Raw genomic sequence first — 13,529 nt, 5'->3', positions numbered from 1 at the left:
GGTGCTTAAATTCGGAAAAGTGATGATCTATTAAATATATCGGATAAATGACGTAAAACTATAGAGATGAAAACAAAAAATGTGTTGCAGCAACAATATTCGCAGCAATTTCACACAATTTGACTAACAATATTTTTAATCGATTAAAAAAGCCCCACTAAAGAGTGAGGCTTTTTTATCAAAGCAATAAAGCTTAGAAGTAATCGCGAATCAGAACTTCAGCGATTTGAACTGCGTTTGTTGCTGCGCCTTTACGAACGTTATCAGCGACAACCCACATGTTTACGCCACTGTGATGGCTGATGTCGTTACGAATACGACCAACCATTACGTGGTCTTTACCACCTGCATCACGAACTTGAGTTGGGAAGTCTAGCGCTTGGAATACTTCAACACCTTCTGTGTTCTCTAGAAGCTGAACCACTTGCTCTGCACCGATTGGTGCGCGAGTTTCAATGTGTAGAGATTCTGCGTGACCGTAAAATACTGGTACGCGGACACAAGTCGGGTTCACTGTGATTGAAGAGTCAGCAAAGATTTTTTGAGTTTCCCAAACCATCTTCATCTCTTCACGCGTGTAGCCATTCTCTGTAAATTCATCGATTTGAGGAATACAGTTGAAAGCGATTTGTTGTGAGAACGCTGAGTTTTCAGCTGGCATACCGTTAAGAAGCTTAGCCGTTTGACCCGCTAGCTCATCGATACCTGGCTTACCTGCACCAGACACAGATTGGTAAGTTGAAACGTTAATACGCTCAAGGCCCACTTCATCGTGAATTGGTTTTAGCGCTACTACCATTTGGATAGTCGAGCAGTTAGGGTTCGCGATGATGTTACGGTTACGGAACTCAGCAATCGCTTCAGGGTTCACTTCAGGAACAACCAGAGGAACATCGTATTCGTAACGGAAGCGTGATGTGTTATCGATGACAACCACACCTTCATCAGCCGCAATTGGAGCCCAACGTTCTGAAAGCTCGCTACCTGCAGAGAAAAACGCAATATGTACTTGAGACCAATCGAAGTCTTCTACGTTTTGTACTTGTATTGTTTTGCCGTTAAAACGGGAAGTTTTGCCTTCACTACGTTCACTTGCTAGTAAGTGCATTTCACCGACAGGGAATTTACGCTCTTTAAGTACTTCAAGAATGGTTTCACCAACCGCACCAGTCGCACCTAAAATAGCAATATTAAATTCTTGGCTCATTGTTTCTCTCTTTTATAAAGTTGGCTTTACCATAAAACCGAGTTTAGATAACGGCGTTAAATTACAAGATTCATCGCCCGTTAACTCGACTGCACTGTACTCTCTGCGGTCCCAATATTCTTTACGCATCTTGTCAAAAGAACCCGGCGTAACGATATTGCGACGGAATAAGGCGTCGTCTTTGCGCACATCATAGATCAACTGAGTCAAATTGTGCAGTGTTGCTTCATCCCAAGCTCTATCTAATTTCATTTGAGGTACAGGCGCTGTCGGCAATAAGTCGCTTGCATACGCACGCTGTTCAGTACCTAAAAATTCACAATAACTGTTGAAGATCATCGTGGTACCACGCGCTTTACCTTCTAAACCGTAGCCCGCTACGTGAGGCGTTGCAAAAGCGAGTAACGGAAGAAGCTCAAAGTCGACTTCAGGTTCAAACTCAAACACATCAAGCACTGCAGTGAAACCATCGGCTTTTTGCAGGCGAGCTTTTAGCGCTTGGTTATCAACCACAGGACCGCGAGCTGCATTAATCAGGATTTGATCAGCACGTAAGTTGTTCAGCACTTGCTCACTGATCAAGTGATGCGTTGGATACTCACCCGTCTTAGTGATTGGCGTGTGTAATGTAATAACGTCTGATTGTTCAAGCAAAGTCTCTAACTCAGTAAATTCGCGAGTATCACCCTCTTGCTGTTTTAGAGGGTCGTTCAGCAGAACTTTGATACCAATACCTTCAAGGCACTTCGCTAAGTAACTGCCCACTTGACCACAGCCGATAATACCAACCGTTTTATCAAAAACAGAAAAGCCTTGCTGTTGCGCAAGCACCATCATCGCACTGAATGCGTACTCAGCAACACCCACCTTGTTACAGCCAGGCGCCGCAGTAAAGAAAATGCCACGCTCTTTCATCAATTCTTGGTCAACATGGTCCATACCAGCCGTCGCAGTACCAACAAACTTCAGCTTATTGGCTTTGCTGATCAATGACTCGTTTACCTTGGTAACAGAGCGAATCATCAATGCGTCTACGTCAACTAGGTCGTCAGCTGTTAATGTGCGACCAGACTTCATTGTCACTTCCCCTAGCTGGCTAAAAAGCGCTTCAGCGTAAGGCATATTTTCGTCGATTAAGATTTTCATTTGGCGAGTACTTTTGTTGGGGTCTATCGACCTAAATGTGAATTGAAATGATTGTGCAAAATTCCACACACGGTGTCGAGTAGCAATTGGAATACATTATAAATAAAGGACTGAATCACCTAACCTTGGCAGACAAGAACCGAAACCAGAGTGAACACCCAAGATCAAACGGCTAAAACGAAAAATGCCCGATTGAATAAACAATCGGGCAAACATCCAGAACAAAAGGATCCTATCTCGCTCTCCAGGAGACAGAGTCTTGCGTCTGTTCAACCAGTACTAACCAAAGTCAGTACTGGTCAAGCTCTGGAAACCTTTCAATCTCTAAACCCAGATTTAAAAACTATGTTCAAAAAACACGTTTACCAACCTGCGTCTAAAAACTTTGTTCTGATGGTCATTATTACTGGGTGACCTGTGCGTGTTGAATCGGCACTAGCGCAACCCTTTAACGATTAACCTTGTCTCTGTAACTCAAGCTTAAGTTAAGCTTGGTACTTTTTGATTACTAGCGTTGCGTTCGTACCGCCGAAACCAAAACTGTTAGACATAACTGTAGTTAGCTCTTGATCACGAGCTTCAGTTACGATGTCTAGGCCAGCAGCAGCTTCGTCTAGGTTCGAAACGTTAATGCTTGGAGCGATAAAGCCGTTATCTAGCATTAGCGTTGAGTAAATAGCTTCGTGTACGCCAGCAGCACCTAGAGCGTGACCTGTCATCGCTTTAGTTGCAGAAATTGCTGGGCTGTTGCCACCGCCATTGCCTTGAGAGAAAACTTCTTGGATAGCGCCTAGCTCTTTAACGTCGCCAACTGGAGTTGAAGTACCGTGAGTGTTCACGTAATCAACGCCATCAACGTTTTGCATCGCCATCTTCATACAACGAACCGCACCTTCACCAGAAGGAGCAACCATGTCGTAGCCATCTGAAGTTGCGCCGTAGCCTACGATTTCACCGTAGATTTTTGCGCCACGAGCAACAGCGTGCTCAAGCTCTTCGATAACTAACATGCCGCCGCCACCAGAGATAACGAAACCATCACGGTCTGCATCGTAGGTACGAGAAGCCAGCTCTGGCGTGTCGTTGTACTTAGTAGAAAGTGCGCCCATTGCGTCGAACATCATAGTCAGAGACCAATCCAGTTCTTCACCGCCACCAGCGAATACAACGTCTTGCTTACCAAGTTGGATAAGCTCCATTGCGTGACCAATACAGTGTGCAGATGTCGCACATGCAGAGCTCATAGAGTAGTTCACACCACGGATTTTGAAAGGAGTTGCTAGACAAGCAGAAACCGTAGAAGCCATTGTACGTGGAACCATGTATGGACCAACGCGCTTCACGCCTTTCTCACGGATGATGTCTACCGCGTTTACTTGGTTTAGAGATGAAGCACCACCTGAACCCGCAACGATACCCGTGCGGTCATTAGATACTTGATCTTCAGTTAAGCCAGAATCAGCAATTGCTTGCTCCATTGAAAGATAAGCGAATGCCGCTGCATCACCCATAAAGCGCATTTTTTTGCGATCGATATGGTCAGCAGGGTTCATTTTTAGGTTACCCCATACTTGAGAGCGCAAGCCATTTTCCTTGAACTGCTCTGAAGCGGTAATACCAGATTTACCCTCTTTCAGTGATGCTAAAACTTCTTCGACGTTGTTACCGATACTTGAAACAATACCCATACCGGTGATTACGACTCGTTTCATGTGACATTCCTATAATTCTAAATTCAGCTAGATGATAACTAAGAAGCCTAACAAAAGTGGTCAGCTTTCCTAGAAATTCGTACAATCCCTACCAACATATCGCTTCAAATCACAAAATGATAGATTTTATGACTTCAATTACTAATGCAGAACTGGAATGGAATGAGTCTGGCACGCCAGTTTCAGACCAATTTGACGACGTTTACTTCTCCAATGTTAACGGTTTAGAAGAAACTCGCTACGTCTTTTTAAAGCAAAACCACCTTCCAGAGCGTTGGCTTGAACATGAACAACGCCGCTTTGTGATTGCTGAAACCGGCTTTGGCACAGGTTTGAACTTTCTTGCAGTTTGGCAATGGTTCGATGCTTTTCTTAAAGATAACCCACAAGCGATGACCAAAGAGTTACATTTCATCAGTTTTGAAAAATATCCTTTAAATAAAGAGGATCTGATCAAAGCACACCAATCGTGGCCAGAATTAGCCGAGTATGCGACGCAACTCCAAGAACACTACCCTATTGCTCTACCTGAATGTCACCGCATTGTGCTGGGCGACGGTGCAATCACGCTTGATTTGTGGTTTGGCGATATTAAAGATTGCATGCCCAACGTACCAACCCCGCGTGAAGGTTTGGTTGATGCTTGGTTCTTAGACGGTTTTGCTCCGAGCAAGAACCCAGAGATGTGGAATCAAAACCTATTCAACGGCATGGCTAAGCTCGCTAAGCAAGATTGTAGCTGCGCCACCTTCACCGCTGCTGGCTTTGTTCGCCGTGGCTTAATTGAAGCTGGCTTTGAAATGAAAAAGGTCAAAGGCTTTGGTACTAAGCGAGAAATGATCGCCGGCCGACTTGGCGAAAAGCACGCTCACACCAACATCAAACCTTGGTATGGCCTCGCTCAACACACTGAATCCCAAGACATTGCGATCATTGGTGGTGGTGTCGCCAGTGCTGCATTAGCCAAAACGCTAAGCCGTCGTGGCAAAAATATCACCCTTTATTGTGAACATCCACAAGCTGCGGGCAATGCCTCAGGTAACAACCAAGGTGCGATTTACCCGCTATTAAGCGAAGCGACCTCGAACGTGTCTCGCGTGTTTGGCCCGGGATTACTGTTTGCTCGTCAATTTATTAATCAAGCGGCTCAGTCTATTCAATTTGATCACAGTTGGTGTGGCGTGAACATCTTGATGTGGGATCAAGGCTCCACTAAAAAGCTCAACCGCATGTTGGAAGGCAACTTCCACACCGACCTGATTCAGCGTTTATCGCCAGAGCAAGCCAACGAAAAGATTGGCTTACCCGTCGATAAAGAGAGTGTTTACTTTCCGCTGGGTGGTTGGTTAAGCCCTCTTCAACTGACTCAAGGCTTGATTGGCAAGCTAGAAGAGAGCAACCAAGTGAGCGCACACTATCAACATCAAGTAACGCAACTTGAGTGGCTCGAAGCTGAAAAACAATGGTTACTGACGATTGAGGCACCTCAAGGTGAGATTCAAACTAAGCACGACCAAGTAGTTGTCGCAAACGGACACAAGTTCACTCAGTTTGAACAAACTCAGCCAGTACCACTGACTCCGGTTAAAGGCCAAGTGAGCCATATTCCGACCACGGAAAATCTCAGCCAGCTAAAAACCGTGTTGTGCTTTGATGGCTATTTGACGCCACAGAACCCCAACAATGGTCATCACTGTATTGGTGCGAACTACGACAAAACCAATATCGACCAAGAATTTGATATTGAGGTTCAGCAGCACAATGGCGAGCGCCTACATGGGTCACTACCAGACCAAGCATGGACAAAAGATGTCGATACCAGTGACAACTTAGCGCGCCAAGGTATCCGAAGCGTAAGCCGTGACCACCTTTCGTTTGTCGGAAACGTTGGTGACTTTGAAGCCATTAAGGAGCAGTACCAAGATCTCCACAACTTCAACCCGCAGCGTGACTCGGTTGAGGATGTAGAAACGGTAACAAGCTTCCCTAACCTTTATTGCTTTATCGGACTGGGTTCACGTGGTTTGAGCTCTGCACCATTATTGGCTGAAGTATTAGCATCACAGATCTGTGGCGATCCGCTGCCCTTGCCTGTTGATGTGCTTGAGGCGATTCACCCAAGTCGAATGTGGGTACGCAGACTGCGTAAAGGTAAGGCATTAACGGCTGGATGGGTTGCTGACAAGCATTCTAAATCAAAGCCGTAGTTTCTAGTTCAGCTATTTTGAACATCTGAAATTTCTGAATATCTGAAACTAATAAGTTAAAAGCTAAAAAGCCCTACGTGACTAAGTTAAGTCGCTCGGGTTTTTTGTTATTCGTGTTGATCTAAACTGATGTTCTAAATGGAGCAGTATTTACAGCTTAGCAACCGCGTCTTTAATCTGTAGAGCAATCTCTTCGTTGCTGATAGAGCCCGACTCAAAATCAAAGTTATCGTAGAAGCTTGGTACTGAAACTGACGCTTGCACGTTTCCACCGAAGTAAGGTGCAGAACCTGTCGCTGCGCCAAGTACCGTTTGTGCGCCGCCAGGGCCTGGTGAAGTCGCTAGGTAAACCGCCGGCTTCTCGCCAAATACTGAACGCTCAATGCGTGTCGCCCAATCAAATAGGTTTTTATACGCAGCTGGGTAGTGACCATTGTGTTCTGCGAACGAGATAACAAACGCATCAGCTTCAGCTAGGTCGCGTAGGAATGCTTGAGCACCTTCCGCTTGGCCAATCTCTTTTTCAGTGTCTTCACTGAACATAGGAACATTGTAATCGTTGATGTCTAGGACTTTTACTTCAGCACCTTCAATCAAGTTTGCTGCGTAAGTTGCTAGTGTTTTGTTGATTGAGGTAGAACTTGTGCTTGCGCCAAATGCGATAACTTTCATGATGTGACCTTTCTGTAATTCCGTTAAGTGGGATTAGAATAACGTAGTAAGAAAATGTAACCATCACAAGAAATGAACGGACTCATTCAAAAATTTCGAACGAGTCTCAAATAAACCAGTTCGCTCAGCAAAATGGGAAAGGAAGGGACTGAGCGGATAGTATTAATACATCGAGATTAAGCTTGGTTTTGTAGCTCAACCCAAAGGTCATTAACGATAGTGCGGTCTGCTGGTGTTAGTTCAGAGCGAGCGTCGTCTAGGCTCTGTTCAATACGAGCTTTTACTTCAGCCACATCTTCAATGCCTTCTTCTTCACATGAAGCCACTGAAAGAGAAATATGACCACGTAAGTAACCACCAGCAAACAGTTCATCGTCTGATGCGTTTTCAATGCGAGCATCAATTACTTCAAGTAGTTTTTCTTCAAATTCGATAATCATAATATTCTCTTATTTCACAATAAATTGGCTAGCACATAAAGGTTCTACATCGTAGAAGCTGCGTAATGCTTCAGAGAGCATTTTCACGCGAGGCGGAAAGCCTACTTCAAAGATACCCATAACTTCGCTATGTACTTTATTCATAAAGGCCAAACGATCTGGCTCAAAATCGCCGTGTAGATTGTCACAGCTGACATTAAAAGGAAAGCCTGCGCTCATCGCAATGATCCATTCATACGCTTGTGGGCGAATTTCTACTTTTTCAAACTCAGCTTGAACCGATTCCGTTCGACCGTCAGGTTCATACCAATAGCCAAAATCTTCCAGTAAACGACGCTCAGGCCCAGCAACGCACCAGTGTGCGATCTCATGGAGTGCAGAGGCGTAAAAGCCACGTGCGAACACGATTCGATGGTGTGGGATAGTATCATCAGCAGGCAAATAGATCGGCTCATCAGCCCCTAGCTCTAGTTTGGTATTAAAGCTTTCAAAAAAGGTCTGATTGAAGATATCGATAATGTCTGAGTATTGGTGTGTCATAAAATCAAATTTAAGTAAAAATAACTGGGGCATTTTGCTTTTTTTTCAGCGCTCGGTAAAGCCCTATCAAGCGTAATGACATCGGGTTCGCCATTATACTTTGCAGTGACAATCGATTGCCATTCCCAGATTACACCACTTTAAGGTGAATGATTAATTTAGCTAATCTGAAACGCCCATTCACGGTACAAATATTCATTCGTCAACAAGCATTTTTACTACTACACTCGCGCTTCATTTTATATCCCTAAGGCCTATAAGACTCGAGTTTATAGACCTAAATTATAGAGCTACAGCAATGCTACTAAGTGTTTTGTATATCATTGGCATCACGGCAGAAGCCATGACCGGCGCTCTCAGTGCAGGCAAACAAAAAATGGATTGGTTTGGTGTAATGTTGGTTGCGAGCGCAACGGCAATTGGCGGCGGTACAGTACGCGATATCTTACTTGGCCATTACCCTTTAGGTTGGGTTGAAAACCCTCAGTATCTGGCCATCACCTGTATAGCAGGTGTTATTACAACCGGGTTGGCGAAATGGGTTATCAAGCTAAAAGGTTTGTTTATTCGCTTGGATGCCTTAGGCCTAATCGTATTCAGTATCATTGGTACCAAAGTAGCGATGACCATGGGTCTGCACCCGATGATTTGCATGGTATCGGCATTAGTGACAGGTGTCTTTGGTGGTTTGTTACGTGACCTTATCTGTCGTCAAACACCATTGGTGTTACATGAAGAGCTGTATGCCTCTGTCGCACTTGTCGCTTCAGGTTTGTACCTAGGTTTGCTTGAGCTTGGCATCAACGACGTCACGGCGACAATTGTGACGCTTGTAGTTGGTTACTTGCTGCGCATGGCGGCTGTAAGATTCAAATGGAGTTTGCCTTCGTTCCAGCTTGATCCTGAAAGTTCAGTGCATTAATGGATTAAGAGCCTTAAGCTGCTAGCTGTCTTTAATGACGATAGTCGCTAACCGGACGAATAATCCTGCTAATGTGAATAAAGGGTTACTTCATTACGAAGCAACCCTTTCTTGTTTCTACCAATTCTATTCTAAATAAAAAGAAGCAGAATTAGATTTGTGGTGTTTCAGTTGTCACACCAAAGTTTTGACCACGATGACGTAGCAAGTGGTCAAGCAGCACGATAGCCAGCATTGCTTCTGCAATAGGTACCGCACGGATGCCAACACATGGATCGTGACGACCTTTCGTGATTAGCTGCGTTGCTTCACCATCTTTCGTGATTGTGTCACCAGGTACAGTGATGCTTGATGTTGGTTTAAGCGCAATGCTTGCCACAATATCTTGACCAGTAGAGATACCACCTAAGATACCGCCAGCATGATTGCTGCTGAAACCTTCTGGAGTTAATGGGTCACGGTGTTCACTACCGCGTTGATTAACCACATCAAAGCCATCACCAATCTCAACACCTTTCACAGCGTTAATGCTCATTAGAGCGTGCGCGATGTCAGCATCTAGACGATCAAAGATTGGCTCACCAAGGCCTACTGGCACTTTAGTCGCAACCACTTGAATCTTCGCACCGATCGAGTTGCCTTCTTTTAGCAAGTCACGAATCAGTTGATCAAATTCTGGTACTTTGTCGGCATCTGGACAGAAGAAAGCGTTGTTTTCAATCTCGTTCCAATCCACTTTATCAATTGAGATATCACCCATTTGAGAAAGGTAAGCTTGGATTTCAACACCAAATTCTTGTTTTAGGTATTTCTTCGCAATTGCACCTGCAGCAACACGCATTGCAGTTTCACGAGCTGAAGAACGACCACCACCTCGGTAATCACGCACACCGTACTTTTGATGGTACGTATAGTCAGCGTGGCCAGGGCGGAACTTGTCTTTAATTTCGGAATAGTCTTTAGAGCGTTGGTCTGTATTTTCAATCAATAGACCAATAGAAGTACCCGTAGTTTGGCCTTCAAATACACCTGATAAGATTTTCACTTCATCCGCTTCACGACGAGCCGTTGTATAGCGAGAAGTGCCCGGACGACGACGGTCCAGATCTTTCTGCAGATCTTCTTCGGTAATTTCTAATCCTGGTGGGCACCCGTCTACGATACATCCTAGTGCGATACCGTGACTCTCTCCGAATGTGGTCACTCGAAAGTGTTGTCCGATACTGTTTCCTGCCATTGCTTCCTCTAAATCAGCCATCAATCAGAAGGTTTGATTCCTAAACCGACTGGCTAATAGCTTTACTTGTCTATTCTTCGTGAATTCATAGTGGCTTTATTACCAAATGATGTAAACCCCAAAAAACGAACAATTTTAACTTTCTATTACATAAGCCGAATGAAACGAATAACAGAAGAAAATGAGTCGCGCTTGAAAAGAAGTGTTTTATGATATGTAAAATGCAAAAAACCCGACAACTCGGAGAGTTATCGGGTTTCTTTAAATAATGGCACGCCCTGAAGGATTCGAACCTTCGACCACCTCCTTAGAAGGGAGGTGCTCTATCCAGCTGAGCTAAGGGCGCGCTACAGGAACGAATTATACGAATTCGAATCAGTAAAGCAACGGCTTTATGTAACATTCTGATCTAAGTGGGTAAAAAAAGGCCAACAAACATATAAGTGTTGGAAAATAGACCAAAGCAAACGTTTGCTTGATGGTAATCAAAAAGATTTTCTGGAATAATGCGCCAAAAACATCAGCCACTAACTTGAATATCAATACTAAGGAAATTCATGACTGCTCAAAATATTGATGGAAAGCTAATTTCTCAAACGGTTCGCTCCGAAGTTGCTGCACGTGTAAAAGCTCGTACTGAAGCTGGATTACGCGCTCCGGGCCTAGCGGTTGTTTTAGTGGGTGAAGACCCTGCTTCTCAGGTTTACGTTGGAAGTAAGCGTAAAGCGTGTGAAGAAGTTGGCTTCGTATCTAAATCTTACGACTTGCCAGCCACTGCGACAGAAGACGAATTGTTAACATTGGTAGACCAACTGAACGACGATCCAGAGATCGACGGTATTCTTGTTCAACTGCCTCTACCAGCTGGCATTGATAGCACTCACGTTCTTGAGCGTATCACGCCAGAGAAAGACGTTGACGGCTTCCACCCATACAATGTCGGCCGTTTGGCTCAGCGCATGCCTAAGCTTCGCTCTTGTACGCCAAAAGGCATCATCACGCTGCTTGACCGTTACAACATCGACTTACGTGGTAAACACGCGGTTGTGGTTGGCGCATCAAACATTGTAGGTCGCCCAATGACGCTAGAACTTCTTCTAGCAGGTTGTACAACGACAACATGTCACCGCTTCACCAAAGACCTTGAAGGTCACGTGCGTCAAGCAGACGTTGTTGTAGTTGCCGTTGGTAAGCCTAACTTCATTCCTGGCGCTTGGATTAAGAAAGGCGCTGTTGTGGTCGATGTTGGTATCAACCGTTTAGAATCTGGCAAACTAGTGGGCGACGTTGAATACGACGTAGCGAAAGAAAGCGCAAGCTTCATCACACCTGTGCCGGGTGGTGTTGGCCCAATGACGGTTGCGAGCCTAATCGAGAACACCATGATCGCTTGCGAGCAATTTCACTCGAAGTAGTCCGCAGCGCATATAAATAAAATTAGAAAGCCGCAACGTGATGAACGTTGCGGCTTTTTTGATGCTTTGGTACTTAGCTATTCGTTTTTACAACGGGGTGACTCGCTTTTGATGAAGTGCTCGTTGCTACTTATCTGGAGTCTCGACTTTTTCCGTCTGTTCAGAAGGCGGTAATAAACTAATAAGCTCACACTCCGTTGATATGAGTTTTTCCAACTCAGATCCTTGTGTAATTAAACGGAAATCACCGCCATTAATCACCCCAAGAGGAATGGCTTTAGGATACAAAGCGTTAAACTCTTTTAAATCAAATGCCTCGGTCAAACCTGTACTTTTAATTTGGCTACCCTGAGCCATCAACGAGTTAAGCTTAGAATAGGTGATCCCTTCCGAAAACAGACTTCTATTGCCATCGCGGCTCACTTGGTGCCTTTCATGTTTATTCTCTGAGGATTCAAGCTCAAACACCTTATTCTCACCAAACTCGTCTTGATAGTGCATGCTAACTAACGGGTTGGTTTGACGATAAGGCGACACGATCATCGCACGCCCTATTCCATCCAATCCCAGATTATTTTCAGCGTGGCTCGAAGCTGGGTTACCAAAATAAACATTCAAGTTTTCCATGCGCGCTAAGCGAATGCTTTCCCAGTTGGTATCGGCAAGCACACTGTTGATGTTGTGTGTCGCCAACACTTTGGCAAACTGGCGTGAAAACTGAGTCGCACCAAAGAAGATAACGCCTTGTGCCTTCTCTTGAGTCACACCTAGCCTTCTCGCCCACCAACTCGCGGTAAGGCTCTGAATCACAACCGTACCGATGATGACCAAGAACACCATTGGCACCAGCAAATCCGCGCCTTCGATTAATTGCTTCTCTTGAAGTTTGATTGCAAACAGAGAAGAAACAGCGGCTGCAACGATCCCGCGCGGTGCCATCCAGCTCAAAAACCATTTATCCGCAGAGGTAAGATCCGTACCGATCCCGCTGATCCACACGCTCAAAGGACGCGCCACCAGCATCACTACCGCTAACAGACCAACGCCACCCCAACCTATCGAAAGAAAAGTACCTGAATCAAGCCTGCTCGCTAACAGAATAAACAACGCTGAGATTAGCAACACGGTTAGGGTTTCTTTGAATTCGATGATGTCTTCGATATCCAAGCCCTTCACGTTGGCAAGCCAGATCCCCATGATGGTCACGGTTAATAAACCCGATTCTTCACTCAAATCATTAGAAAACGAGAACGCGGCCAACATTAACGTCAGCACAGCCACATTACGCAAATAGTGCGGTACCCAATGCCCTTTCAGCATCTTGGCAATCAAATGGCCACCGATGATCCCTAAGCCTAAACCTATAACTAGCGTTAGGCCCAGAGCTGACAGAACGTGTCCAGTAGGGTCGGCAGAAGAAACAATGTACTCGTAAACGAGAACCGCAAACAGAGCGCCAATCGGATCAATCACTATACCTTCCCAGCGCAAGATACTGCCTAAAGAAGATTTAGGTTGAATGCTGCGAAGCATAGGGACAATCACCGTCGGCCCTGTCACCACCACCAAGGCACCGAATAACGCCGCTAGTGGCCAACTGAAGTTAACAAAGTAGTAAGCACCAACAACAATGCACGCCCACGTAATCAACATGCCGAAGCTCACGAGATGAGTCACCATCCGACCATGGCCCCTGATTTCTTTGAAATTTAGGGTCAATGCTCCTTCAAACAAGATGATGGCAACACCTAAGGAAATCATAGGAAACAGCACATCACCGAAAATGGCATCGGGATTTAGAATATTCATGCCGGGACCTAACAACAGGCCAACGATAAGGAGAGGAAGAATAGCGGGAAGACGTAAACGCCAGCCGAGCAGCTGACAAGCTAAAGACAAGAGTCCAATTAACGCCAAAGAAGAAGTAATCGACAAATCCATTTGTGCCCCTAAAAGGTTTGCACCACACCCTGTGGTACAAACTATTCAATGAAATAAGAAAGCCTACGTTCTTACACTATAGGCTCTCTT

11 protein-coding genes and 1 tRNA gene are annotated in these 13,529 nt (G+C 45.1%); 3 read left to right on the top strand and 9 right to left on the bottom strand.

Translation table 11 applies throughout. From position 1 onward, the window contains the following. Nucleotides 1–193 precede the first annotated feature (193 nt). The 3 genes from LMH68_RS12470 to fabB form a co-directional block, all read right to left on the bottom strand. Nucleotides 194–1,207, bottom strand: coding sequence for an aspartate-semialdehyde dehydrogenase (locus LMH68_RS12470; RefSeq protein ID WP_017062350.1), 1,014 nt, complete (start codon nucleotides 1,205–1,207; stop codon nucleotides 194–196). A 12-nt stretch (nucleotides 1,208–1,219) separates the two neighbouring features. Continuing rightward, the gene (locus tag LMH68_RS12465) at nucleotides 1,220–2,353 is read right to left on the bottom strand and encodes a 4-phosphoerythronate dehydrogenase (protein ID WP_017062351.1); all 1,134 of its coding nucleotides are present in this window, start codon (nucleotides 2,351–2,353) and stop codon (nucleotides 1,220–1,222) included. 485 nt (nucleotides 2,354–2,838) lie between these two features. After that, a complete protein-coding gene (gene fabB / locus LMH68_RS12460) occupies nucleotides 2,839–4,065 on the bottom strand; it encodes a beta-ketoacyl-ACP synthase I (protein ID WP_017070308.1) in 1,227 nt (408 codons plus the stop codon). A gap of 56 nt (nucleotides 4,066–4,121) precedes the next feature. Here fabB and mnmC point away from each other — a divergent pair, with 56 nt between their 5' ends. Then, a complete protein-coding gene (mnmC, locus tag LMH68_RS12455; protein ID WP_229647125.1) occupies nucleotides 4,122–6,272 on the top strand; it encodes a bifunctional tRNA (5-methylaminomethyl-2-thiouridine)(34)-methyltransferase MnmD/FAD-dependent 5-carboxymethylaminomethyl-2-thiouridine(34) oxidoreductase MnmC in 2,151 nt (716 codons plus the stop codon). A gap of 150 nt (nucleotides 6,273–6,422) precedes the next feature. On the opposite strand, the gene LMH68_RS12450 is transcribed toward mnmC, so the two are convergent. The 3 genes from LMH68_RS12450 to LMH68_RS12440 form a co-directional block, all read right to left on the bottom strand. Then, nucleotides 6,423–6,944: an NADPH-dependent FMN reductase gene (locus LMH68_RS12450; protein ID WP_017070306.1), complete on the bottom strand. Its 522-nt coding sequence runs from the start codon at nucleotides 6,942–6,944 to the stop codon at nucleotides 6,423–6,425. Nucleotides 6,945–7,120: 176 nt separating this feature from the next. Next, nucleotides 7,121–7,384: a YfcL family protein gene (locus LMH68_RS12445; protein WP_017063425.1), complete on the bottom strand. Its 264-nt coding sequence runs from the start codon at nucleotides 7,382–7,384 to the stop codon at nucleotides 7,121–7,123. Nucleotides 7,385–7,393: 9 nt separating this feature from the next. Next, nucleotides 7,394–7,924 carry an elongation factor P hydroxylase gene (locus tag LMH68_RS12440; RefSeq protein WP_017063424.1) on the bottom strand — a complete coding sequence of 177 codons (531 nt, stop codon included), beginning with the start codon at nucleotides 7,922–7,924 and terminating at the stop codon, nucleotides 7,394–7,396. Nucleotides 7,925–8,222: 298 nt separating this feature from the next. Between LMH68_RS12440 and LMH68_RS12435 the strand changes: the two genes are divergently transcribed. After that, nucleotides 8,223–8,846: a trimeric intracellular cation channel family protein gene (locus LMH68_RS12435; RefSeq protein ID WP_017062358.1), complete on the top strand. Its 624-nt coding sequence runs from the start codon at nucleotides 8,223–8,225 to the stop codon at nucleotides 8,844–8,846. A 151-nt stretch (nucleotides 8,847–8,997) separates the two neighbouring features. On the opposite strand, the gene aroC is transcribed toward LMH68_RS12435, so the two are convergent. Together aroC and LMH68_RS12425 are read right to left on the bottom strand one after the other, a co-directional pair. Continuing rightward, nucleotides 8,998–10,083, bottom strand: a complete 1,086-nt coding sequence (aroC, locus tag LMH68_RS12430) for a chorismate synthase (RefSeq protein ID WP_029235357.1) — start codon at nucleotides 10,081–10,083, stop codon at nucleotides 8,998–9,000. Between the two features lie 269 nt (nucleotides 10,084–10,352). Then, nucleotides 10,353–10,429: transfer RNA gene (locus tag LMH68_RS12425), tRNA-Arg, on the bottom strand. 211 nt (nucleotides 10,430–10,640) lie between these two features. On the opposite strand from LMH68_RS12425, the gene folD reads away from it, so the two are divergent. After that, nucleotides 10,641–11,498 carry a bifunctional methylenetetrahydrofolate dehydrogenase/methenyltetrahydrofolate cyclohydrolase FolD gene (gene folD, locus LMH68_RS12420; RefSeq protein WP_017062367.1) on the top strand — a complete coding sequence of 286 codons (858 nt, stop codon included), beginning with the start codon at nucleotides 10,641–10,643 and terminating at the stop codon, nucleotides 11,496–11,498. 126 nt (nucleotides 11,499–11,624) lie between these two features. On the opposite strand, the gene LMH68_RS12415 is transcribed toward folD, so the two are convergent. Beyond that, nucleotides 11,625–13,439, bottom strand: coding sequence for a cation:proton antiporter (locus tag LMH68_RS12415; RefSeq protein ID WP_229647126.1), 1,815 nt, complete (start codon nucleotides 13,437–13,439; stop codon nucleotides 11,625–11,627). Between the last annotated feature and the right edge of the window lie 90 nt (nucleotides 13,440–13,529).

The organism is Vibrio sp. F13 (assembly GCF_020806305.2).
In the GTDB taxonomy this organism is placed as follows: domain Bacteria; phylum Pseudomonadota; class Gammaproteobacteria; order Enterobacterales; family Vibrionaceae; genus Vibrio; species Vibrio crassostreae_C.
The sequence above is the reverse complement of the archived record's forward strand: the minus strand, read 5'-3'. Positions and strand labels throughout refer to the sequence as shown.